The sequence below is a fragment of the Aliisedimentitalea scapharcae genome, assembly GCF_045277565.1.
Taxonomy (GTDB): domain Bacteria; phylum Pseudomonadota; class Alphaproteobacteria; order Rhodobacterales; family Rhodobacteraceae; genus Aliisedimentitalea; species Aliisedimentitalea scapharcae.
The window spans coordinates 206,158-229,159 of record NZ_CP123585.1 but is presented as its reverse complement, the minus strand read 5'-3'; the positions used below and the strand labels follow the sequence as shown (position 1 = coordinate 229,159).

General features: G+C 59.2%; 22 protein-coding genes and 1 pseudogene. 10 read left to right on the top strand and 13 right to left on the bottom strand.

Annotated features, from left to right (window positions below):
* The first annotated feature begins 425 nt into the window (after nucleotides 1-425).
* Together QEZ52_RS21725 and QEZ52_RS21720 are read left to right on the top strand one after the other, a co-directional pair.
* Entirely contained in the window at nucleotides 426-779 is a 354-nt protein-coding gene (locus tag QEZ52_RS21725; protein ID WP_406651235.1) for a hypothetical protein, read from the top strand.
* Nucleotides 780-1,007: 228 nt separating this feature from the next.
* Nucleotides 1,008-1,348 (top strand): annotated as a pseudogene (locus QEZ52_RS21720) (transposase); the annotation flags it as partial.
* Between the two features lie 54 nt (nucleotides 1,349-1,402).
* On the opposite strand, the gene QEZ52_RS21715 reads toward QEZ52_RS21720, so the two are convergent.
* The 11 genes from QEZ52_RS21715 to QEZ52_RS21665 all read right to left on the bottom strand — a co-directional run bounded on the left by QEZ52_RS21715 (nucleotide 1,403) and on the right by QEZ52_RS21665 (nucleotide 11,804).
* Nucleotides 1,403-2,524 carry an alanine racemase gene (locus QEZ52_RS21715; RefSeq protein ID WP_343211882.1) on the bottom strand — a complete coding sequence of 374 codons (1,122 nt, stop codon included), beginning with the start codon at nucleotides 2,522-2,524 and terminating at the stop codon, nucleotides 1,403-1,405.
* Nucleotides 2,521-3,678, bottom strand: coding sequence for an amidohydrolase (locus tag QEZ52_RS21710; protein ID WP_343211881.1), 1,158 nt, complete (start codon nucleotides 3,676-3,678; stop codon nucleotides 2,521-2,523). The genes QEZ52_RS21715 and QEZ52_RS21710 overlap by 4 nt, the downstream gene beginning before the upstream one ends.
* Nucleotides 3,679-3,688: 10 nt before the next feature.
* The gene (locus QEZ52_RS21705) at nucleotides 3,689-4,864 is read right to left on the bottom strand and encodes an acetyl-CoA C-acyltransferase (protein ID WP_343211880.1); all 1,176 of its coding nucleotides are present in this window, start codon (nucleotides 4,862-4,864) and stop codon (nucleotides 3,689-3,691) included.
* A 10-nt stretch (nucleotides 4,865-4,874) separates the two neighbouring features.
* The gene (locus QEZ52_RS21700; RefSeq protein WP_343211879.1) at nucleotides 4,875-6,167 is read right to left on the bottom strand and encodes an ArgE/DapE family deacylase; all 1,293 of its coding nucleotides are present in this window, start codon (nucleotides 6,165-6,167) and stop codon (nucleotides 4,875-4,877) included.
* Between the two features lie 8 nt (nucleotides 6,168-6,175).
* Nucleotides 6,176-6,808, bottom strand: a complete 633-nt coding sequence (locus tag QEZ52_RS21695; protein ID WP_343212030.1) for a 3-oxoacid CoA-transferase subunit B — start codon at nucleotides 6,806-6,808, stop codon at nucleotides 6,176-6,178.
* Nucleotides 6,809-6,815: 7 nt separating this feature from the next.
* The gene (locus QEZ52_RS21690; protein WP_343211878.1) at nucleotides 6,816-7,508 is read right to left on the bottom strand and encodes a CoA transferase subunit A; all 693 of its coding nucleotides are present in this window, start codon (nucleotides 7,506-7,508) and stop codon (nucleotides 6,816-6,818) included.
* Complete coding sequence (locus QEZ52_RS21685) at nucleotides 7,505-8,857, bottom strand: aspartate aminotransferase family protein (protein ID WP_343211877.1); 1,353 nt, start codon at nucleotides 8,855-8,857, stop codon at nucleotides 7,505-7,507. Before QEZ52_RS21685 ends, QEZ52_RS21690 begins: the two co-directional genes overlap by 4 nt.
* Nucleotides 8,854-9,624, bottom strand: coding sequence for an amino acid ABC transporter ATP-binding protein (locus tag QEZ52_RS21680; RefSeq protein WP_343211876.1), 771 nt, complete (start codon nucleotides 9,622-9,624; stop codon nucleotides 8,854-8,856). Before QEZ52_RS21680 ends, QEZ52_RS21685 begins: the two co-directional genes overlap by 4 nt.
* Nucleotides 9,625-9,639: 15 nt before the next feature.
* Entirely contained in the window at nucleotides 9,640-10,296 is a 657-nt protein-coding gene (locus QEZ52_RS21675) for an amino acid ABC transporter permease (protein ID WP_343211875.1), read from the bottom strand.
* Nucleotides 10,297-10,314: 18 nt separating this feature from the next.
* On the bottom strand, nucleotides 10,315-10,962 hold the full coding sequence (locus tag QEZ52_RS21670; protein WP_343211874.1) for an amino acid ABC transporter permease: 648 nt from the start codon (nucleotides 10,960-10,962) through the stop codon (nucleotides 10,315-10,317).
* A 65-nt stretch (nucleotides 10,963-11,027) separates the two neighbouring features.
* Nucleotides 11,028-11,804 carry a transporter substrate-binding domain-containing protein gene (locus QEZ52_RS21665; protein ID WP_343211873.1) on the bottom strand — a complete coding sequence of 259 codons (777 nt, stop codon included), beginning with the start codon at nucleotides 11,802-11,804 and terminating at the stop codon, nucleotides 11,028-11,030.
* Nucleotides 11,805-11,943: 139 nt separating this feature from the next.
* Between QEZ52_RS21665 and QEZ52_RS21660 the strand changes: the two genes are divergently transcribed.
* From QEZ52_RS21660 to QEZ52_RS21645, 4 genes are all read left to right on the top strand, one after another.
* Complete coding sequence (locus QEZ52_RS21660; RefSeq protein ID WP_343211872.1) at nucleotides 11,944-12,906, top strand: LysR family transcriptional regulator; 963 nt, start codon at nucleotides 11,944-11,946, stop codon at nucleotides 12,904-12,906.
* Between the two features lie 535 nt (nucleotides 12,907-13,441).
* Nucleotides 13,442-14,707 carry an aminotransferase class V-fold PLP-dependent enzyme gene (locus tag QEZ52_RS21655; protein WP_343211871.1) on the top strand — a complete coding sequence of 422 codons (1,266 nt, stop codon included), beginning with the start codon at nucleotides 13,442-13,444 and terminating at the stop codon, nucleotides 14,705-14,707.
* Nucleotides 14,708-14,776: 69 nt separating this feature from the next.
* A complete protein-coding gene (locus QEZ52_RS21650; RefSeq protein WP_343211870.1) occupies nucleotides 14,777-15,322 on the top strand; it encodes an amino acid synthesis family protein in 546 nt (181 codons plus the stop codon).
* The gene (locus tag QEZ52_RS21645; protein WP_406651229.1) at nucleotides 15,319-16,509 is read left to right on the top strand and encodes a M20 family metallopeptidase; all 1,191 of its coding nucleotides are present in this window, start codon (nucleotides 15,319-15,321) and stop codon (nucleotides 16,507-16,509) included. The genes QEZ52_RS21650 and QEZ52_RS21645 overlap by 4 nt, the downstream gene beginning before the upstream one ends.
* A gap of 77 nt (nucleotides 16,510-16,586) precedes the next feature.
* On the opposite strand, the gene QEZ52_RS21640 is transcribed toward QEZ52_RS21645, so the two are convergent.
* Both QEZ52_RS21640 and QEZ52_RS21635 read right to left on the bottom strand, forming a co-directional pair.
* Nucleotides 16,587-17,477 carry a LysR substrate-binding domain-containing protein gene (locus tag QEZ52_RS21640; protein ID WP_343211868.1) on the bottom strand — a complete coding sequence of 297 codons (891 nt, stop codon included), beginning with the start codon at nucleotides 17,475-17,477 and terminating at the stop codon, nucleotides 16,587-16,589.
* A 29-nt stretch (nucleotides 17,478-17,506) separates the two neighbouring features.
* Nucleotides 17,507-18,355: a GlxA family transcriptional regulator gene (locus QEZ52_RS21635; protein WP_406651227.1), complete on the bottom strand. Its 849-nt coding sequence runs from the start codon at nucleotides 18,353-18,355 to the stop codon at nucleotides 17,507-17,509.
* A 339-nt stretch (nucleotides 18,356-18,694) separates the two neighbouring features.
* Here QEZ52_RS21635 and dctP point away from each other — a divergent pair, with 339 nt between their 5' ends.
* The 4 genes from dctP (at nucleotide 18,695) to QEZ52_RS21615 (ending at nucleotide 23,000) form a co-directional block, all read left to right on the top strand.
* Nucleotides 18,695-19,699 (top strand): TRAP transporter substrate-binding protein DctP, encoded by a 1,005-nt coding sequence (gene dctP / locus QEZ52_RS21630; protein WP_343211866.1) that lies wholly within the window; start codon nucleotides 18,695-18,697, stop codon nucleotides 19,697-19,699.
* A gap of 93 nt (nucleotides 19,700-19,792) precedes the next feature.
* Nucleotides 19,793-20,371 carry a TRAP transporter small permease subunit gene (locus QEZ52_RS21625; protein WP_343211865.1) on the top strand — a complete coding sequence of 193 codons (579 nt, stop codon included), beginning with the start codon at nucleotides 19,793-19,795 and terminating at the stop codon, nucleotides 20,369-20,371.
* Nucleotides 20,368-21,657: a TRAP transporter large permease gene (locus QEZ52_RS21620; RefSeq protein WP_343211864.1), complete on the top strand. Its 1,290-nt coding sequence runs from the start codon at nucleotides 20,368-20,370 to the stop codon at nucleotides 21,655-21,657. The genes QEZ52_RS21625 and QEZ52_RS21620 overlap by 4 nt, the downstream gene beginning before the upstream one ends.
* Nucleotides 21,658-21,755: 98 nt before the next feature.
* Nucleotides 21,756-23,000 carry a sarcosine oxidase subunit beta family protein gene (locus tag QEZ52_RS21615; RefSeq protein ID WP_343211863.1) on the top strand — a complete coding sequence of 415 codons (1,245 nt, stop codon included), beginning with the start codon at nucleotides 21,756-21,758 and terminating at the stop codon, nucleotides 22,998-23,000.
* Nucleotides 23,001-23,002 lie beyond the last annotated feature (2 nt).

Below are 23,002 nucleotides of genomic sequence, written 5' to 3'. Positions count from 1 at the left end.
TCTGATCTCTGACAAAGCTTGGTCATCTGTCTTCATGAACACGCTGGGAAGTTCTGATCGGACTTTGTGCGTTGTGGTTGCCAGCAGAACAGTTGGTTCGATGAGCCGGGTCTTTGCGAGGCACGATTGGCAATCAGACCCCGTCCGCGCAATTATCGCCCAGGGTCGATGGCAAAGGCACAATGCAAAACGCATCTGAGTAGATCGGCCGATTCATCGCAGTGTCAGGTCGGGGTTTGTCGCCCCTGGCCACCTCAAGCATAGCAGACCTCCACTGCAAAGTGGCAATTCGGGACCTCTGGGCTCACTTTGGTCGATCGCTGCGAGCGCGATTTAGGACCGGTATTTCAGAGGATCCGGCCGTTTTGTTTCTGATTGAATTGTCAGGTTGACGCGGTGTCAATGCTAGGCGTGGGAGGGGTGGAGTGACAGGCGTTCAGAAATATGCTGGTTTCTATTGTGCCGGACCTCATGCGAAATCACGGGGTATGATCCTCAAAATTAGTCTCAGTGACATAGCCAAATTTGCCGGTTTGCTGCAGAATGCAGTGATTGAGCCATTTGACTTTTCGCCGAGTGCTGACCTGTCACGCATAATCAATCGCGAGAAGGATATGCTTCAACAAGCTGCTTTTGGGAAAACCTCAGGGGAAACCGCTGCGGTGCTGGATCTTTCTGAACGTTTTGTAGAGATTCTTACGGAAATCCAGGGGCCGGACTGTGTGCCGCAAACACGGCACGCGCGGTTTCCAGAGCGATTGCGATGGGGTTTATTCTAGCGGTTTCCAACAGCTAAGGATGGACGTCAGGTTGGTCATCCCCTTTCGAAGGAAATCAGATTTATTAACATAAGATAGATTACGCGTATCTGGGTCGCACAGGGGGGCACATTCTAAACTGGGAAGCGACTTTTCCTCTATCCTACTGGAAAGTCAGGAGAATGGAAAATGGAGCACAGGGAGCTAAACCTGCGTGAACGACGCGCAACTGATGATTGCGGAGCGGCGCGCACGAAACCTGTGATGGGAAGGATCATGAAATCCATCAAAGACCTTCCCCTCGTTGCTCGTCGATCCATCACTTTCGATCGCGGTACAGAGTTTGTCAGTTGGCCGCTATCTGGACGCAAACCTGGTTCTGTGATCCCTCCAGCCCTTGGCAAAAAGACATCGTCGAAAACACCAATCGCCGGGCCAGATGTTGGTTCCCCCGCAAATGTCTCGGGTGGAAAACGTCGACCGAAGTCTTCCGAGAAAAGATTTTGGAGGAAATGCGAGGATCCCCTACCCTGTCGCCAGACAAGAATAGCGGTTCAGGTATCGCTCACATCACCCAGGCCGTTGGATAAGTCTGTCCGAGGAAAGGGGAAGCACGTTCAAAACCCGACTTGTACACCAAAGCCTTAACAGTAGACCCGGTGATTGCGCTGCCCCCAATCGGTGTAAAGATCGGCCATGATCGTGCGGAACTGACTTTCGGCCAGGGGCGGCGCGATCTGGGCGCGCCCTTGGCCACCGATAACGGTGACACTGTCACCGATCCGGACATCTTCGATATCGGTGACATCGGCCACGATGGCATTCATCGACACTTTGCCAATGACCGGCGCCAGGCCGTTGCGGATGGAAACCACGGATTGCCCATCGGACAAGCGCCGAAAGCCATTCTGATAGCCGATCGAGATGCAGGCAAGCAGACGCGGTTGCCCCAAACGCCCGGCGCGGTCATAACCCACGCTGGATCCGCCGGGATACTGCTGAAGGCTGACCACCTGGGCCTCCAGGTCCATGGTGCTGGAGAACCCCAGATCGGGCCTCAGGATGCCATAAAGAATCGCACCACAGCGATACATATCCGTATCGATCTGCACCCCGGATACCAGGGTCAACGAGCTGCCCGCATGAACCACCACATCCGCGCGGCAAAGGTCGCTGTTGTCGATCACCCAACCCACTTGCTGCTGAAACACGGCTGCGCTTTGCTGCAACTCCGGCGGCTCATTGGACGGAAAATGGGTACAGATCCCGGCAACTTCCGACCCCATGACTTCCAGAATCCTGCCACAGGCATCCTGTCCGGCGGGGGTAGCGATTTCCAGCGCGTCGCGCGACATGCCCGCCGCGTTCAGAGCCAGGTGCACCGGGGCATGGTGGTGTCCCGCGTCCAGATCCGCGCGCATCTGTTGGGCCATCGCGACCGAGGCCACCTGTTCCTCGATCCGGTCCGATTGACCGGCGCGAATTTCCTGCGGGGTGGCCGCCCGCAGACGCATCAGCGCGCCGTCAAACCCCATGTCCCGCACCGCGCGGGCCTCGGCGTTTGTGGTGATGCCGATGCAGGTGACCCCCTGTTCCTGCACCAGCGGCACCACCTGACCTATGCCATGCCCATAGGCATCCGCCTTGAGCACAGCACAGAACCGACGGCCTGCGGGCAGCAGCCCCAGCGCCAGCTCCAGATTCCGCGAAATGCGATTGCGGTGGATGGTACACCACGAAGGGACACCGTGATCGGGCACGCTCACACCACGGCCCTGCCCAGCAGCTGGTCAATCAGGGCACAGAACAGATCCGTTACCACCGGCACCAGCGCATCGGGGAAATCATAATCCGGGTTGTGCAGCTGGGGGTGATCCACACCCGATCCCACATACAACAGCGCTGCTTGCGCCCCATCGTCGCCAATCCGGCCAAAATCTTCGGACCAGCGCATCGGGATCTCCATGTCGGTCACAGCCAGCCCCAGCACACTGGCGACCGTACGGGCCATCGCTGTGGCCTTGGGGTCATTGACCACCGAGCGGAACACATCATGCCACTGTACATTGACGGATAGCCCGGAAGTGACACGGTCGACCCGCGCCATAGCGTCCGCCATCATGCGGTCCATACGTTCGTTGGTCATCGACCGCAGCGTCACCCGAAGCTCTCCGTCGGCCGGGGCGATGCCGAAAGTCGGCTCTCCCAGCATCGCGTGGGTCAGGGTCGCCAGCGCGAAATCCTGGTCGCCGATCTGCCCCTGGCTGAGCCCCGGCAGCGACGTCATCAGCGCTGCCATGGCTGGACCGGGCGACACCCCATCCTCGGGCAAGGCCGCATGCGAGCTTTTGCCCTCCATTGTGATCTGCATCCCGCGTGAGGCACAATTGCCCGGCCCCGGGCGCAGTCCGATTTCGCCCAACGGGCGGCCCGGCACATTGTGATAGGCAAAAGCATAATCTGGGCGGATCTCCGGCCAGCGGGGGTCCTCGATCACCGCCTGCGCCCCGGCCCCGGTTTCTTCGGCCGGTTGGAACAGCAGGATCACCCGTCCCCGGGCTGGCCGCCGGGCCAGCCCCATCGCAACCCCCAGCAAAGACACCATATGGCCGTCATGGCCGCACAGATGCCCCCTGCCTTCGATCTCTGACTGATAGGGCAGATCGGAAATCTCGCGGATCGGCAGCCCGTCCAGCTCACAGCGCAACAGGACGGTCGGCCCCGCGCCTGCGCCGGTGAACTCGGCGGCGACACCATGCCCACCCAACCCCTGCCACAGGCGATCCGCCCCCAACACCGTCAGCTCGGCAGTGATACGCGCCGCGGTTTCCTGCTCTTGGCCCGACACCTCGGGGCGACGGTGCAGGTCGTGGCGCAGCGCCAGCAACGATGAAACCTGATCGGATGAAAGCACAGGCATGATGACCCCCTCAGAATATTTCGACCAGCCCGGCGGCTCCCTGGCCGCCGCCGACACACATAGAGACGACGGCCCATTTCGCCTTGCGGCGCTGCCCTTCCAGCAGGACATGGCCGACCATACGCGCGCCGGACATACCATAGGGATGACCAATGGAAATCGCGCCGCCGTTCACATTCAGCCGGTCGTCGGGGATATCCAGATGATCGCGGCAATAAAGCAGTTGCGCGGCAAAGGCCTCGTTGATTTCCCACAGGTCAATGTCCGCCACGCCCAGCCCCGCACGCTGCAACAGGCGCGGCACGGCGACCACGGGGCCGATGCCCATTTCGTCGGGCGCGACTCCGGCCACTGCAAATCCACGCAACGCGCCCAGCGGTTCCAACCCACGGCGGGCGGCCTCTGCGGCTTCCATCACCACCAGCGCCGCAGCACCATCCGACAGCTGGCTGGCGTTGCCAGCGGTCACGGTCTTGTCCTCGCCACGCACAGGTGTCAGCGCCGCCAACCCCTGGGCTGTGGTCCCAGGGCGATTGCATTCGTCCCGTGTCAGCCGTACCTGCTGTTCGTGTGTATCACCGGTGGCCTTGTCAGTGACCAGTTTGACCGCCTCGACGGGCACGATTTCTTTGGCAAACAGCCCCTGGTCCTGCGCCCGGGCAGTGCGCTGCTGGCTGCGCAGCGCATAGGCATCCTGGTCCGCGCGGCTGACGCCATAGCGATCTGCCACCACTTCGGCGGTGTCCAGCATCGCCAAGTAATAGGCATCCGCCACGGTCGGATCGCGATAGCGGTGGCCGTTCCACTGGGCGTTCTGCACCAGCGAGATACTGTCGACCCCGCCCGCCAGCGCCACCTCAACCCCTTCGCCCTGCACCATATGCGTGGCAATGGCGATGGCGTTCAGGCCCGAGGCGCATTGCCGGTCCACGGTGGCCCCTGCCACGCTGTCTGGCAAGCCCGCCGCCTGGGCAATGTGTCGGGCCACGTTGATCCCTGCCGACCCCTGGGTCAGGGCCGACCCAAAGACGACCTCTTCGATTGCGCCCCCGTCGATCCCGGCGCGATCAACAGCCGCGCGCACCGCAGGAGCGGCCAGGCTGGGCACTTCGAGGTTATTGAACGCACCGCGATAGGCCTTGGCCATCGGGGTACGGGCAGTCGAGACAATGACGGCTTGGCGCATTGGTATTCCTTTAGATGGTTTCAACGCCGCACCAATCGGCGATGAACATCGCCGTGGCCTTGGTCACCCGGCGCATGCTCTCCAGTTCAACCCGTTCGTTGAACCCGTGAATGGCCTCGGCGCGGGGGCCATAGACCAACGCAGGCGTATCGGCATAAAGTCCAAAGAACCGCGCATCGGTGGTGGCGGTGATTGCCTCGCGCACCAATGCCTCGCCCGTTGCAGCCTGATGCGCCTGATCCAGCGCCGCGATGGCGGATTGCGCCTTGGCCGAACTGTCCTGTGACAGCGCATAACCTTCGGCGTGGAATCCGTGATAGACGATCTCGGGCAGGGAATTGCGCAGAAAGTCATTGTCGCGCGCCGCGTCCAGAATGACCTGTTCGATCTCGGTCTTGGCCGCCTCGATGGATTGGCCCGGAAAGATCGCCATACGCACGTCAAATACCGCCCACGCCGGAACCGAGCTGGTCCAGTCGCCGCCTTCGATCTTGCCCAGATTCAGATTCAGCGCGTGATCCATATGGGCATAGTCGGCGGGGCGGTGTTCGGCGGCGTTCCAGCGGTGTTCCATCTCGTGCAGCGCGCGGATCAGGGGAAAGGCCGCCTCGATCGCATTGGCGCCGCTGCCGGCATAGGCCACATGGGTCGGGCGACCACGCAGATGCACCTGGAACCAGATCACCCCCAGCTGGGCGGTGACCAGATGTTCGGAAAACGGCTCGGGGATCAGCGCCGCATCGGCAGCATAACCGCGCGCCAGACAGGCCAGCGCGCCATTGCCGGTGCATTCCTCTTCGACCACGGATTGGACAAACACATCGCCTCCCGGGGCCAGCCCACAGGCCGCCAGCGCATCCAGCGCAAACAGGTTCGATGCCAGCCCCGCCTTCATGTCGCCACCGCCCCGACCATACAGCCAACCGTCTTCGACCCGCGGTTCAAACGGCGGGCTGTCCCACATGTCCAGCGGCCCAGCGGGCACGACGTCGATGTGACCGTTCAGGATCAGCGACCGGCCTGACTGAGTCCGGGACCGATGGGTGCCGACCACATTCACCGCGTCCTCATAGTCACCGATCACCGGAGAGAACCCGGGCAGATGGCTGATCTCGGCCACGTCGATCTGCCAGCGGTCCAATTCGTACCCCCGCTCGCTCAGCGTCGTTGCCATGAATGCCTGCGCAGATTGTTCGTTTCCCCGGATCGACGGATGTGCCGTCAGGTCCGAGAGAAACTGCACCTGCTGGTCAAAGGCCGCATCCACGGCGTTACACAGGTTGGTGTTCAGGTCGTCTTGCATGAGATCCCTCAGAAAGTTGGCAAGGCCGCGTCGGGCAGATGCAGCGGCGCCCCGGTGGCGGCGATCACGTCCTGAACATCCACGCCGTCGGCGATTTCGATCAGCGCATAGCCCTGAGGTGTGATGTCGATCACCGCCATTTCCGTAAACACCCGCGCCACGCATCCACGCGCGGTCAGCGGCAGTTCACATGCGGCCTTGAGCTTGGGGTTTCCGGCGCGGTCGGTATGGGTGGTCAGCACCATCACCCGGCGCGCCTTTTGCGCCAGCTCGATGCCGCCGCCGACGCCGGGGCTGAATTTGCCGGGAATCTTCCAGTTGGCCAGATCGCCATTGGCCCCCACCTCGAACGCGCCCAGCATGGTCAGGTCCAACCGCCCCGACCGCACCATGGCAAAGCTTGTGGCGCTGTCAAAGAACGCCGACCCCGGAACTGTCGACACATAGGCGCCGCCTGCATCGATCAGATTGCGGTCGGCGTGGTCGGCGGCCAGGGTCGGTCCGATACCAGTCATGCCGTTTTCGGTGTGCAGACACACCGGGAAATCGGCAGGCAGGTGATTGATCACCCGCGTCGGCAGGCCAATCCCCAGATTGACCACCATCCCCGGGGCAATTTCGCGCGCAGCACGGGCGATCATCCGGTCTCTAGCGTTGGACAACGGCGTATTCCTCAGACAGATCAGTCAGTTCGACAAGGTAATCGATAAATACCCCGGTGGTGTGGATCTGGTTGGCATCCAAGCCGCCAGGCAAAAGCACGGTTTCCGCCTCGGCAATCACGCCATCCGCGGCCATGGCCATCAACGGGTTGAAATTCTGCGCGGTGGCGGCATAGGTCAAATTGCCAAACGTGTCGGCCTGATCCGCATGGATCAGCGCCACATCAGCGCGCAGGGCGGTTTCCACCAGATGCGGCTTGCCCGCCACCTCGACCACTTGTTTTCCTTCGGCCAGCTCGGTGCCGATGCCGATATCGCTCAGCACGGCACCAATCCCCGCGCCCCCGGCGCGGATACGTTCGGCCAAAATGCCCTGCGCGTTGAATTCAACCTGAATGCGCCCTTCGTTCATCAGCGCAATGGCATGGCTATTCAGCCCCAGATGGGTGGTGATCAGCCGCGACACCTGGCCGCTTTGCAGAAGATGGTCGATGCCCAGATCCGGTTCATTGGCATCATTCTTGATCACCGTCAGATCGCGCGCGCCATGCTCGACCAGCGCCCGGATCAGCGTCATCGGCGTGCCCGGCACACCAAAGCCACCCACCATCACCGTGGACCCGTCCCGGATTCGTGAAATCGCAGATTCAATACTGCATCGTTTGTCCGGAAGCTTCATGCCGCAGCCTTTCCCACCGGCAGGCCAGTTTCGAGCGCAAATGCGTCCAGGGCGTCGCGCAGGATCACCATCATTTCGGCAATCTGGTCGGGGGTGATGATCAGTGGTGGCGCGATCAGAAAGTGATCGCCCGCGGTCCCGCCCCGGGTGCGGCGCGAATAGATGATCAGCCCCCGCTCATAGGCCAGTTCGACCAGCCGGTCATAGGCGTTCAAACTCGGGTCCAGCGGTTCCATCGTGTTGCGGTCGGCGACGAATTCAAAGGCCGTCAACAGCCCTTTGCCGCGCACATCGCCGATAAAGGGATAACGTTCCATCAGCGCGCGCAGTTCGCCCATCAGCACCTCGCCCATGCGGGCGGCATTGTCGATCAGGCCCTGGTCTTCCATCTCTTCCAGCACCGCCAATCCGGCGGAACAGGCCAATGGATTGCCGGCATAGGTGAACCCATGCAGAAATCCACCGGCATCCAGCACCGGTTCGACCAGCCGTGCCTGGGCAACCACCGCCCCCAGCGGTGCGTATCCCGCACCGAACCCTTTGGACATGGCGACGATATCAGGGGTGATGCCCCAATGTTCAGCAGCCAAGAATTTACCGGTGCGACCGGCCCCGGTCATCACCTCGTCATAGATCAGCAGCACCCCGAATTCATCGCAGATCTCGCGGATGCGGCCATAGTAGCTGTCCGGCGCCACAAGCGCCCCGGTTGACGCGCCGCCCACCGGCTCCATCACAAAGGCCAGAACGTTTTCAGCCCCCTCCTCCAGGATCTTGTCGCGCAGCAGGTTGGCATATTTCAGACCGCGGTCTTCTTCGCTCAGGTTGTCACGGTCCAAATAAGTAGCCGGGGCGTCGATCTTGGGCATCCCTTCCAGCATCGGAGCAAAGGGTTCGCGCAGCGGGTCATAACCGGTCAGATCCAGCGCTCCAAAGGTACAACCATGATAGGAGGGGAACCGCGATATCACCTTGTATCGCGTCTCCTGCCCCTGGGTCAGCGCATATTGCCGGGCCAGTTTCACCGCGCTTTCGACCGCTTCGGACCCGCCAGAGACAAAGAACACCCGGTCCAGCCCCTCTGGCGTCATGGCCACGGTCTTGGCGGCCAGATCCTCGGACGGATGGGTGCGGAAATGCAGCCGATACCCAAAGGTGGCCTTGTCCATCTGGGCCTTGATCTTGGCCAGAACCCGGGGGTTGGAATGGCCGATGTTGGACACCATCGCACCAGACGATCCGTCGATATAGCGTTTGCCGGTCTCGTCGATCAGATAGATGCCGTCGCCATGATCCAGAAACGGGCGCGGGTTGCGGGACTGGTAGAACAGATAAGTGTCGTCGCTCACTGTGCGGCCTCGATGTGTTTGCGGAGAAATTCCCGGGTGCGATCCCGGGACGGATTGCGGAACAGCACCTCGGGTGGGCCTTCTTCGACCACAACGCCCTTGTCCATGAACAGCACCCGGTCACAGACCGAAGCGGCAAAATCCATCTCGTGGGTGACGATGATCATGGTCATATGTTCCTGCGCCAGTTTGCGCATCACCTGGTTCACCTCTTCCACCAGCTCAGGGTCCAGCGCCGATGTCGCTTCGTCAAACAACATCAGCTTGGGTTTCATCGCCAGCGCCCGGGCAATCGCCACCCGTTGCTTCTGGCCGCCCGACAGCTGCGAGGGGTAATAGTCGATCCGCTCCAGCATTCCGACATGGTCCAGTTGCTCCTCGGCCAGTCTGTTTGCCGCGTCTTTGGACAACCCTTTCAGCATCATCGGTGCCATGGTGACGTTTTCGCGGGCGGTCATATGCGGGAACAAGTTGAAATGCTGAAACACCATGCCGACTTGCTGGCGCATCTCGTTGATGTGCTTTTCGTACTGGCGATGGGGTAGTTTCTTGTTCACCTGCACCCCGTCCAGCCAGACTTCGCCGCCGGTCAGAGGGTCCAGATCATTGATCGCCCGCAATAGGGTGGATTTGCCGGACCCGGACGACCCGATGATGCCGACGATCTGGCCCCGATCAACACTCAGGCTGATGTCTTTCAGAACCTCCAGGGTACCAAAGGATTTCTGGGCGTGGCGGATTTCAACAAATGCTGTCTGTTCGGTCATGAGAGCCTCGCTCGCTCAACGGGATATGGAGATGCGGCGCTCGATCTTGCGCTGCACCCATTCCATGCAAAGATTGATGACATAGTAGCAGGCGGCCGCCAGCATGTAGAATTCGAACGGGCGATAGGTCTTGCCGATGACCCGCTGGGCCGACAGGGTCAGCTCGCTGACGCCAATCACCGACACCAGGGCGCTGTCCTTGAGCAGGGCGATCATGTTGTTGCCAATAGGGGGGATCACATCGCGCACCGCCTGGGGGATCACCACCTTGCGCAACGCCTGGCCCCGGCTCAGCCCCATGGTTCGGGCTGCCTCCATCTGGCCTTTGTCCACCGCCAGGATAGCGGTCTGGATCAGTTCGGAATTATAGACCGCAAAATGCAGCCCCAGCCCGATGATCCCGGCCACGAATGCCGGCAGGTCAATGCCGATCTGCACCAGACCGAAATAGATCAGGAACAGCTGCAGCAACAGCGGTGTGCCCATGAACACCCATTCGATCAGGCGAAACGGCTGGCGGATGATCCAGGGCGCATACAGCGAGACCACCGCAAAGACGATACCCCCGAAAAAGCTGAGGATCGCCGCAGCTACGGTGATGCCGATGGTCCAGGCACAGCCCAGCAGGACAACGTCCAGGTATTTGGGAATAATCGAAAAATCGAGACCCATCTGTCTTTCCTTTCCCGATCAGGTGATCTGGACTTTGCGGTCGACCCAGGCAACGCCCCGGCCCACCACAGAGATGATGATCATGTAGAGAATCCCGGCCAGCAGGAACATTTCAAAAGGCTTGTACGTCGACCCGATATAACGCTGCGCGGTATAGGTCAGCTCGATCACCGAAATGGCGGCCACCAGCGCGGTGGACTTTACCAGCATGTTCAAGTTGACCCCAAGCGGGCGAACCATCAGACGGGCGGCCTGCGGCAGGATCACCCGGTACATGCCCTGCCACTGGCTCAGGCCCAGGGTGCGGGCGGCCTCGCGCTGGCCTTTGTCGATGGCGATGATTGCGCCGCGGATGGTTTCGGTCATATAGGCCCCGGCATTGACGCCCAGCCCGATTACCCCGGCCTCAAAGGCATCCAGCTGAATGCCGATCTGCGGCCCACCGAAATAGAGAATGAACAGTTGGATCAATGCAGGCGTGCCGCGGAACACGCTGACATAGGCAGCGCCGATGAACCGCAACACCGCAAAGCGCGACAGCCGCGCCGCGACCCCCAATGCCCCGCAGATCAGACCCAGAATAGCTGTGAGGACCGACAACAGAATGGTGATCCAGGCCGCCTCCAGAAAGAAGGGATAGACCTTCAGCATCAGTTCAACGTCCATGTCGTCCCCTCTGTGACGTGACAGGTGGCTCTCCCGTCACCCGAGGGCGGCGGGAGAGGTCAGCTTTAGCGGATGTCCGCGCCGATCCATTTCTTGGCCAGCGCCAGATAAGTGCCGTCTTCCATCATGGAATCCAGTGCCTTTTGCATCTCGGCGGCCAGCGCCGGGTTGCCCTGGCGGATGGCGATACCTGCGCCAAAGGGTTCGGTGGTGGGGTCGGCAAACATCTCGAATTCCTGTCCCTTGGACGACATCGCCAGAATGGCGGCAATCGAATCGTTCACGATGGCGTCGACCCGACCGTTTTCCAGCTCCAGCAGCAGCTCGGGCAGGCCCTTGTAGGTGTTGACGTCATAGCCCTTTTCGCGGGCCCAGTCTTCGTGGGTTTCACCCAGAGTCAGCCCGACCTTCTTGCCCGCCAGATCATCCAGGCTGGCGATGCCCGAGCCGGGTTTGGTAAAGATCGCGCGTTTGTCGGAGTAATAGGGGCCAACAAAATCAACGACCTCATCACGTTCGGCAGTGATGGTCATCGACCCGACGATGGCGTCGTATTTATTGGCCAGCAGACCGCCAATGATCCCGTCCCAGGCGGTGGTGACCACTTCGGCTTCCATCCCCATTCGTTTGGCTATTTCGGCACCGACAGCCGGGTCGAACCCGACAACCTGGTTTTCATCGTTCACAAAGTTGAACGGCGGGTAGGCCCCCGACATTGCGATCCGGATCACACCCGTTTCCTTCAGGCTATCCAGCTCTTCGGCAACGGCAGCGTTCAGCCCCAGAACCGCCATGCCGACTGCGGCGAATGCAGATTTCAGGATGGTACGGCGAACAGTCATCTTGTCTCTCTCCTGTTGATTTTTGCAGGGGATCAACGCCCTTGCAGAATATGCGGTTAGCCCCGCTCGACATGAGCCTTGCATGACGATCTTATATCGTGCAAATAAATATTACCCATTATCAATATAGATGTGATCTATGAGTTTACCGGAACAACAACGCTTTCCCTGGAACCTGGACTGGAACCTGTTGCGCACCTTTATGGTGGTGGTTGAACAGCGCGGCATTTCCAAGGCTGCGGATTTTCTGGGGTTGAAACAGCCTACTGTCTCTGCGGCGCTGAAACGTCTGGAACAGACCACCGGTCAAAGGCTTATCATCCGAAAACCAAATGAATTTTCCATCACCCGCCCGGGGCAGTCGCTGTATACCGAATGCGCCAAGATCTTTGGCTCGATTTCACAATTGCCATCACTGCTCAACACAGAAAACGCCGAGCTGCGCGGACATATTTCCATCGTGACAACCAGCTCGGTTGTCTCAGAGCACTTTGATGACTTTCTCGATCGGTTTTCGACCGCACATCCCCATGTGACGTATTCCTTTTCAGTACATGAAAGCGATGACGTCGAGACCATGATCTCGCAGAATCGCGCCAGTCTGGGCATTTGCCTGCTGACGAATCCGCCCCAGAATCTGGACACGATGGTGCTGTATCACGAATACTTTGGCCTCTACTGCGGTGCGCGCCACCCGCTGTTCGATGCCGATGGGATCGAGCCAAAGGATTTGGAGGGCGAACCTTTTGTCGCCTTTCAGACCGAAGCCGAGGGCGGCCCGCTTGAGGCCATCGCCCGATTGCGGGCCCGTCTTGGCCTGGCCAACAGCTGGCGTGGCATGTCGTCCAGCCTCCATGAAATCCGCCGGATGATCATGTCCAACGTAGGCATTGGTGCCCTGCCCGTTCACGTTGCCAAACAGGATGTCGCCGCCGGCCACATCCGCCAGTTGCCGCCCTATGACAACCTGCCGATGGTATCGATCAATCTGGTCACCAACCCGGCGCGCCGCCGCTCCGACGCCGAAGCGACGTTTCTCACCGCCTGCCATGCCGAAATCAGCGCGATTGACATTCAGCAGCGCACATATGGCCGGGAATAAGTGGTGTTGTTCCGTGCAAGGCATCTATGAGGTGCTCGTCACCTTTGCCTTCAGTCAGTAAGTGCTTGGCCAGTCCCACATCACCGGATGCGCCAAGGGTATGGTGCGCCCGCCCTATCTGCGGTTGGGAGAGTACAAGTTCATCCGCGACTACTAGTTCGGCGATTACTACATGGTGTTTGCCCTAGACATCGCACGGTTCCCCTTTGGCAAATCCCTGCGGGCCCTGCGTGACAATAATGATTACGCCTGCGCCCGTGGTAGCCCGGCACGTCGTCGCTCGACTTTGCCAATCCGCTTCTGCCGTCTCGCGGTATTCGATGCTTGGCTTGCCGCCACCCGAGCAGCTCGAAATTCAAGCATCGAGATTTCCTCGAGGACTGGGGGTTAACGTGACAACACCCCAGATCCTGTTCCTAATGAACGCAAGTCTTGACCAAATTTGCCTTGCCCTAGCTAAAGTTCTTTCGATTTGTGCAAGAAGCGCGCCTACTGCACGTTTGCAGGCAACGAAATTGCCTGAATGAGGCCTGCAGTGACTACAAATCAGAACACTTTGTGCTTTCCTGAAACCGGAAAGCGCCGGGTTGAAATCCTGGACGAAATGGACGCCGCCCGCGCAGGAGATTGGGACTGGTTTTCGCTGAACAATCTAACCGCCTCGTACTATGGCGGCCCAGAAGTCGCCGAGGTTGCAAAGGAAGCTTTTGTCAAACACATCGGTGACAACGTGGTGCATCAGACCGGATTACACCCGTCGGTCCGCAAATATGAAACCGATGTCATTGCCATGGTAAAAGACCTGTTCAATGCGCCAGAAAACGCCGCTGCCACGATTACCACAGGCGGCTCCGAAAGTATTGTTTTGGCGCTGAAAACCGCGCGCGACCGGGCACGGGATCAGAAGGGGATCATCAGCCCGAATATCATCGTGCCGCAATCGGCCTATGCGGTGTTCAACAAACTGTCGCATTTCCTGGGCATCGGCGTGATCCAGATGCAAGAGAGCCCGGACTATCGCGCCGATGTGGCCGGGATGGAAGCGGCGATCAACGAAAATAACATCATGCTGGTGGGCTCCTGCCCCCCGTTCCCGCTGGGCGTGGTCGACCCGATCGCCGAGATTGCCGGGCTGGCCCAGAAACATGATCTGTGGATGCATGTCGATGCCTGTATCGGTGGTTTTATGTTGCCCTTTGCCAGGGAACTGGGGGAAGACGTGCCGGATTTCGATTTCCAGGTGCCGGGCGTGACCTCGATGTCGGCAGATTTCCACAAATATGGGTATGGCTATCGCGGCTGCTCTATCCTGGTGTTGCGGGATGAGGCGCTGGTGAAATGGCAAGGCTTTGCTGCCAACAACTGGAATGCGGGCGACTACTACTCCAAAAATACCGCTGGTTCGCGCAACTCTGGACCAATTGCGTCGACTTGGGCTGTGTTCAACTTCCTTGGTCGCGACGGCTTCCATCGGGTCACTGCGGATATCATCAAAGGCCGCAAAGCTTTCTGCAAGGGCATTGAAGCCATCGAAGGTCTGGAGATCCTAGGCACGCCACAGGGGCCGCATTTCGCCTTCAAGGCAGAAGACCTGAACATTCTGGCGGTGGCTGATGGTCTGATGGCCAAAGGCTGGGCGATCAACATTGGCAGCAAGCCGGACGCGATCCTGCTGATGCTCAGTTGCCACCATTACCAGATTGCCGACACCTTTCTGGCGGATCTGCGCGAAGTGGTCGATGCGGTCAAGCAAGGCAGCCTGAAGGCGCGGGGCGACGAAGAGGTTTATGGCATATATTGATGCCATAAGCCTGCGGGGGCGGGCTGTTTCTTGACCACCCCCGCAGGTATTTTACGAAAGGAGAATACCATGAAACTGCGCAAGATTGCGGTCTACTGCGAAACCGTGTTTGAAGAGGCCGGACAGGCCTCTCCTGCTCTGGTCACCCGCGTCGCCGCTTGCGGAATTATCGCAAACCCCTTTGCCGGGCGGTTTGAAGCCGATCTGAACCCGCTGTTCGATATAGGCGAAACCCTGGGGGAACAGCTGATGCAGGCTGCGCTGCCGTATCTGCCGGGCGTGGCGGTGTCTTATGGCAAGGCGGCCATTGTTGGTGTCAACGGCGACATCGAACACGGCCATGCGCTGTTGCACCCCAAGCTGGGCAAGGTGATGCGGGCACCTATTGGCGGCGGCAAAGCTTTAATTCCATCAGCGGCGAAGCTGGCTGTTGCGGGCACTGCGTTGGACGTTCCGCTGGGGCACAAGGATGACCTCTGGTCGTTTGATCACTTTGACGCAATGACGGTCAGCGTGGCGGACAGCCCACGCCCTGACGAGATCATGATGGTGCTGGCGTTGGCCGACGGTGGCCGCCTGAATGCTCGGGTGGGCAAGGCCCGGGCGGCGGTGTGACGAAAGATCTGATGATGAATGTGACCCCCGATGTAACGCGGCTGACGAATACGTTGATTGAGCTGATCCGAATCCAAAGCGTAAATCCGTTTGACGACACACCCTCTGCGGGTTGCCGCGAGCAGGAGTTGGCCGAAGATCTGTTGGCCCGTTTACACGTGCTAGGACTGGAGACCGGATGGCGCGAAGTTGCGCCGGGACGCCCCAATATCTGGGGGCGGCTGAAAGGAACCGGTGGCGGCCCAACCATCATGCTGGCCGCGCATATGGATACCGTTGGCGTCGAAGGGTATGGCGATGCCTTTGAGGCGCGGCTGGTGGACGGCAAAGTGACAGGGCGCGGGTCCTGCGACATGAAGGGGGCCTTTGCCTGCTATCTGGAGGTGATCCGGATGCTGCAGGCCAGCGGAACCGAACTGCCGGGTGATCTGATCATTGCCGGTATTTCGGACGAGGAGCATTTGCTGACGGGTTCGGCAGAGATGGGCCGTAGTGGCCCCCACGCCGACTTTGGCATCATTGGCGAGCCTTCAAAGCTGGCGATCTGCCCGTCGCACAAGGGCCAACTGGGTGCGATGATCCGCACCTATGGAGTGGCCACGCATTCGTCCGGCCCCGAAAATGGTGTCAACGCGGTTGAGCATATGGGGAAAGTGATCGGGCATCTGTCAGGTTTGAACGCTGAACTGCAGCAAAACCCCGCGCCGCACCCGCTGTGCGGTACAGGCCGGTTTTCGATGAATGTGATCCGTGGCGGCGCGTTTGTTTCAGGCATCCCGGAGTATTGCGAAATGGAGGTAGACCGTCGGTTTTTACCGGGCGAAGAGCCGGAGGACATCCTGGAAGACTATCGCCGCCGTCTGCGGGAGCTGAAGAAAACACTACCGGACCTGAAAGCCGAAGTCTCGGGTCCGACCCTCTTGGCACCCGCACTCAACGTGCCTCGGGACTCTGCCATAGTGGCCTCGCTGACAGAAGCGGCCCGTGAGGTGTTGGGGCGGGAGCCGGAGTTCACTGCTTTTCCAGGCGGGACTGATGCGCCCAACTTGGGTTTTCCTTGCGTGATTTGCGGCCCCGGTGATCTGGCACAGGCACACAGCACCGACGAGTACATCCAAGTGCACCAGCTGCTTCAGGCCAGCAGCATCTATCTGGGCACAGTGCTGAAGATGAACGGCTTGGGCTGAAATCGCACAAAAAGAGTCGCGCCTTCCCTTAGGGAGGGCCGAACCATGACCTGCGACGCAGGGGGGCAGATGACTTGTTACTTGTCCATTGCTTGTGTTGCCTCTGCGAGCCATTCCCAAAATGCCGCGACGCCCGGCTTCCGAAGAATCTCGTTTGTCGTCAATGCGAAATAGCTTTTTCGGCTGGGTATCTCCAAATCGAAGGGTTTCACCAATTGACCGCTCTTCAGCTCTTTTTCCAGCAAACCGGTGTGTCCGATGGCGATACCACCGCCTTCCCGCACCGTCTGGATCATCGCGGAATACAGGCTGAATCCAAGGCTATTCTGCAAGTCGCGACCACCCGCGGCCTCGAGCCATGTTGTCCAGTCGTCATCCCAATAGAGATCGTAAAGAGCCGGGATCTTTTGCACATCATCCATCGTCATTCCCGCTGGAAAACCCTCTAAAAGCTGCGGTGCGCAAACCGGCGTCAGGGTTTCCGACATGATACGGATCGACGGATATTGCGGCGGTGGAATCTCGCCATGCCAGACGACCACATCCAGGTTGCCAGAGCGAAAGTCAGGTTCGACCATGTCAGCAATCAGCTCTGCCCGCACGTCTGGATGATCAGAAAAGAACGCCTGTACCAACGGTCTTACCAGTCGTTCGCTTACAACATGCAACGCGGCGATGCGGATTGGCTGGGCGCGGTGTTGCGCCTTGAACAGTTGGGTTTCCCTGGTCAAATCATCTAGCAAGCGCTCCACAATCCGCAGGTATTCTTTGCCCGCCTCATTCAGCTCGACTCCGCGCGGGCGACGCTGGAACAACTCCACACCCAGTTCCATCTCCAGTTTCTTGACTTGATGGGCGATAGCCGCTGCGGTCAGGTTGAGCTCATTTGAAGCCTTGGAAAAACTGGAATGGCGGGCGGCGGCCTCAAAGGCACGCAGGGAGTAAAGCGGGGGCAGGCGGCGGCGCATGTCTGTCTCTTTTCTTTTTCTGCGGAGAGTCAGCTGTCGATCTGACCGAGCCGTTTGCGGCTTTGGCGGAATTCGTTGGGCGGCAGGCTATAAGTTTTGTGGAACCAGCGGTTGAAATGGGCGGAGTCGGCAAAGCCGCATTCATAGGCAATCTGCGCGATTGAACGGTTGGTGTTCAAGAGTAACCAGTGACTGCTGGCCAGTCGTATGTTGCGGAACACGACGGCGGGGCTTTCGCCCGCCTGCTCGTGAAAGGCCCGGGTCAGGTTGCGGGTGCTGATCCCCATCAGCCCGGCCAGCTCCGAGACCTGTAGCGGCGTGGAGACATGCCCTTCCATCAGCGCGACCGCCTTCTCGACCCGCCAGTCACCGCAGTCGGTGAGATTGGCATAGGGCATATGGGCAGAGGTGTTGGAGATATGTTTGGGGTCGATCATCAGCTGCCGTATCGCTTTTTGCGCCCGCGCCTTGCCGCAATGTTTGCCAATCAGATGCAGGATCAGATCAAGAGCGCGCGCGCCGCCGGGGCAAGTGATAACATCCCCGAGGTCGATGAACGGCTGGTCCAGCACGGGGCGAACCGCAGGAAAATTTTCCTCCAGGTCGGTCTTGTGATGAAAATGCATGGCGCACTCCCGCGCATCCAGCAAACCAAGCTGGGCCAACAGCATTACGCCGGTATCAATTCCGACCAGCGGGGTGCCTTGCGCATGCATCCGCTGCAGGTAGTCCCGGGTTTCGGGGGGTGCCATCAAAGCGGCGGGCATCAAGCCAGCAAACACCAAGAGATAATCAAATTTGGCCTGAGGGTTAAAAATTTCAGTGGGCAGGATTTCAAAGCCACAACTGGCCCGGACTGGGGTCTTGTCTTTGGACAACAGGCTCCACTGACAATAAATTTGACGACTAAAGTCCATTTTATCGGCAGCATGACGCAAACATTCAACAACGCATGTCAGGGGCATCATGGTGAATTGATTCAGTGGAACCAGGCCAATCCTCAGGTCAGGTTCGCTTGGATAGGCGGTGTTGCTGAACATCTAAGACCAAATTAGGTTTTCCCTTGTCCGATTCATACAACGAATGCGTCCTGATGTTCAATACAAAGTGGGAGCACTTTGGAAGTCTATGCCAACGGTGAATCAGCAGGTTCGCCGGATGGGAGGAGGCCCGCGCTGCTGCAAAACAGCCGGGCACGAAACAGAGGAACTTCTAAGATGACATTCAAGAAATCCGTCATGAGCGCCCTGCTTGCAGGCACAGTCGCAGCCGTGTCTGCGTTGCCTGCAATGGCCGCTGATCTGCGCCTGAAATTCGCCGGTACCTTTCCGGTTGAACATCAAGGTTCAAAAATGATGGAACAGATCAAAGCCGAGATTGAAGCCGCGGATGTCGGCCTGAAAATCTCGCTGTTTCCCGCCAACCAGCTTGGTTCCGGCGAGGAGCTTCTGGAAGACGCAATCCGGGGCAACGTTGATCTGGTCTATGGTTTTGTCTACGCCCACAAAGATCCGGCGTTTGAGATCAACTCGCTGCCATTCCTGGTGTCGGACAACGCCGACGTCGAACGCATCTACATGAACCGCGAGAGCGCCTATAACCAGATTTTCCGTGAGCGTCTGGATAATATCGGCATCCACCTGCTGGCCAACAACGCCGAAGGTTTCATCGGCATCGTAGCTGACAAGAAGCCCACCGATTGGGCGGGCACCGGAACCAAGGATATGAATATCCGCGTGTGGTCCTCGAATGTTGCCAAGGCGACCACTGAATCGCTGGGGTTCAACACCACCACTATGAACTGGGCAGAAGTGTTCCCGGCAATCCAGTCAGGCGTGGTTGACGGTGCCATCTGCTGCACCGCACAGCTGACCTACACCACTTTCGCCGTGTCCGATGTCGGCAAATACTTCATCCCCTACGGTGCGTTCATCGAAGGTTCGACCTACTACGCTTCGAACCGCACATGGGACAAAATGAACGAAGAGCAGCAGGCCGTGGTTTCTTCAGCTTTTGAAAAGGCCTCAGCCGAGTTCACCCAGTGGAATCTGGACAACGACGATGCCTTCCGCGCCAAGCTGCTGGACTCCGGTTATGAAATTCTGGACCCAACCGCCGAAGAAAAGGCTGCGATGGTTGCCCATGTGCGTGAAAACGTCTGGCCACAAGTTGGCGAGATCGTGGGCCAGGACATCCTCGACCGTTTGTTGGCAGACAAATAAGCCCTCCTCCCGGCCGGGCGGTGGCACGGTGCAAACCGGCTGCCGCCCGTTTTTTTCCGCTGGTGCGGAATCTCTACCAAGAAGGGGAGAGACATGCCTGAGCTTGTCGACAAACTTCCGAATGCCATCGCAGGGCCCGTCCGGGTCGCGCTGGCCATAAAAAACTTCATCATCGTCGTTGCTTCGCTGATCATGGCCCTGACCTTTGGCTTTGTCGTGGTCGCCCGCTACGGGTTCAGCGCGGACCTGTTTGCCTATGAAGAATGGCTGATGGTGATCTGCTTCTGGATGTTCTTCATGGCCTCGGCCATGGGAACATACGACAAAAGCCACGTGAACGCCGATCTGCTCGGCTTTGTCATCAAGGACCCACGCAAACTGTGGCTGCGCAATGTGATCATCGAGTTCATCGAAGTGCTGATCACCTTTGCCATCATCTATTGGGCCTATCTGATGATCGCGGACGAGATCAGCTATTACCCGAACTGGCAGACCACCATTGCTCTGCATATCCCGTTTCTGGTGCCGCGCATCGGCATCTTCTTCGGTTTCATCCTGATGGCGGTCTACTCAATCCTGCATCTGTACGTTCTGCTGAAAACCGGTGCGCCGGACACCCGCGAAGACAATCAGCTGATCCCGCGTCAAAGCGCGAGAGGACCCAACAAATGATCATCGGTATTTCCATTCTCATCATCTGTACTCTCTTGCTGGTTGGCGTCTCGGTGCCACTGTCTTTTGGCGGCGTACTGGTGTTCCTGTGGCTGTTTGGCGGCCATGACGTTGCGGGCTATCTGCCTTCGGGCCACTGGAAAATGAATTCGGTCGTGCTGCTGGCCATCCCACTGTTCATCATGGCTGGCGCGGTCATGGAAAAGGGCAAGATCGCCGGACCATTGGTCAATTTGGCCGAACTGTTCGTGGGTCACATTCGCGGAGGTTTGACTGCGGCGGCTGTTGTGGCCTCGGCAATCTTCGGGGCCATCTCCGGGTCGGGCGCGGCAACGTTGACCTGCATCGGTGGTATCATGATGCCGCACCTGCGCGAGGCCAAGTATCCACAGGGCATGTCAGCGGCGCTGATCGTGGCCGCAAGCCCTCTGGGTCTGTTGATCCCACCGTCAGCGGCGCAGATCCTCTATGCGTGGGTAACCCAGCAGTCGGTTCTGAAGTGCTTTCTCTCCACCGTGGTGCCGGGCATCATCCTGGTGACGCTTTTGTGCATCGTGAACTTTTTTATGCTGCGCAAGAACCAGGACATTGTGCTGACCGACCGGCCCAAGCACTTTCTGCGCGAATGGCGCAAGCGTTCAGCGATTGCCACGCCCGCATTCCTGATGCCCGCCATCATCTTGGGTGGCATCTATGGCGGCATCATGACCCCGACCGAAGCGGCAGGCGTGGCTGTGCTCTATGCCATCCCAATCGGCATCTACATCTACAAGGGTTTGACCTGGCGCACGTTGCTGCTGACCCTTCGTCAGCCCGGTGTGACCATCGGTGTTGTTATGGCGATGATCTTTATGGTGTTGATTGTGTCGCGCTTTCTGATCTTCGAGGACATTCCGACACTGGCCAAGGAACTGGTCTATTCGGTCAGCGAAAACCCGATCATCATCCTCTTGATGGTGAACATCGTGATGATCCTGATCGGGATGTTGATGGATGATATCTCGGGCCTGCTGCTTTCGGCGCCGCTGCTGTTGCCGATCGTCACTTCGGTGGGCATGGATCCGGTGCATTTTGCCGCTGTTCTGGGTGTGAACCTCGGGATGGCGAACATCACGCCGCCGACTGCGCCACTGCTCTATCTGGGCGCGCGGGTCACCGGCACGCCGGTGAATACCATGCTGAAGCCTATTCTGGTCTTCATCGCGTTTGCCTGGCTGCCGACGCTGATCATCACCACATATGTGCCTGATGTGGCGCTGTGGTTGCCGACGCTGATTTTCGGCTGAGGCCCCCCGCCGGGGTCGCATACCCCGGCCATGTTCAAGAAAACCTCCTTGCCGCCCCGGATGGCCGGGGCAGCAAGACCAACCAAGAGACTCATAAAATGCAACGATATTCACTCCTGAATATCCTGGGCAAAAGCCTAGGGTATCATAAGGGCTGGCAGCGCGCATGGCGCGATCCCGACCCCAAACCGGCCTATGATGTGATCATCATCGGTGGCGGCGGCCACGGTCTGGCGACCGCGTATTATTTGGCCAAGGAACACGGCATCACCAATGTCGCGATCCTGGAAAAGGGCTGGATCGGCGGCGGTAACACCGGGCGGAACACCACCGTGGTGCGCTCCAATTACCTGTGGGACGACAGCTCGGCCATTTACGAGCATTCAATGAAGCTCTGGGAAGGGCTGACCCAGGAGCTGAACTATAACCTGATGTTCTCGCAGCGCGGTCTGTGCTTTCTGGCACATTCCGAGCATGAGATGCAGGAGATCCAACGTCGTGGCAATGCGATCCACCTGAACGGGATCGAGAACGAATTTCTGAGCCCCGGTCAGGTCAAAGAAATGATCCCCGAGATCAACATCAACTGCCGCTATCCTGTGATGGGCGCGCTGCTGCAAAAACGTGCGGGCACCGCCCGCCATGATGCGGTGGCCTGGGGCTATGCCCGCGCCGCTGACAGCCTGGGTGTCGATATCATCCAGAACTGTGAAGTCACCGGTTTCGACATTCAGGGTGGAAAAGTCATGGGGGTGAAAACCACCCGCGGCAATATCCGGTCGAACCGCGTTGGCGTGGTGGCAGCAGGCCATACTTCGGTCGTGATGCAAAAAGCGGGCGTGGACATGCCGCTGGAATCGGTACCGCTGCAGGCGTTGGTCTCAGAGCCGATCAAACCGGTCATCGACTGCGTTCTGATGTCCAACGGCATCCACGTCTACGTCAGTCAATCCGACAAGGGCGAGCTGGTGGTGGGCGCAGGGACCGACCCCCAGAACTCCTATTCGCAGCGCGGCGGGCTGGATGCGGTTGACCATGTGATCGGTCCGCTGATCGAGCTGATGCCGATTTTCTCGCGGCTCAGGATGATGCGGCAATGGGCCGGGATCGTGGATATTTCGCCCGACCGGTCACCCATCATCAGCCACACCGGTGTTGACGGTCTGTATGTCAATTCCGGCTGGGGCACTGGCGGCTTCAAGGCGACACCGGGATCGGGCAACGTGTTTGCTGCCAGTCTCGCCAAGGACGAATTGCATCCCATCGCCAAACCCTTCTCGCTTGACCGCTTCACCTCGGGCCGCCTGGTCGACGAGGCCGCGGCGGCTGCAGCTGCGCACTAAGG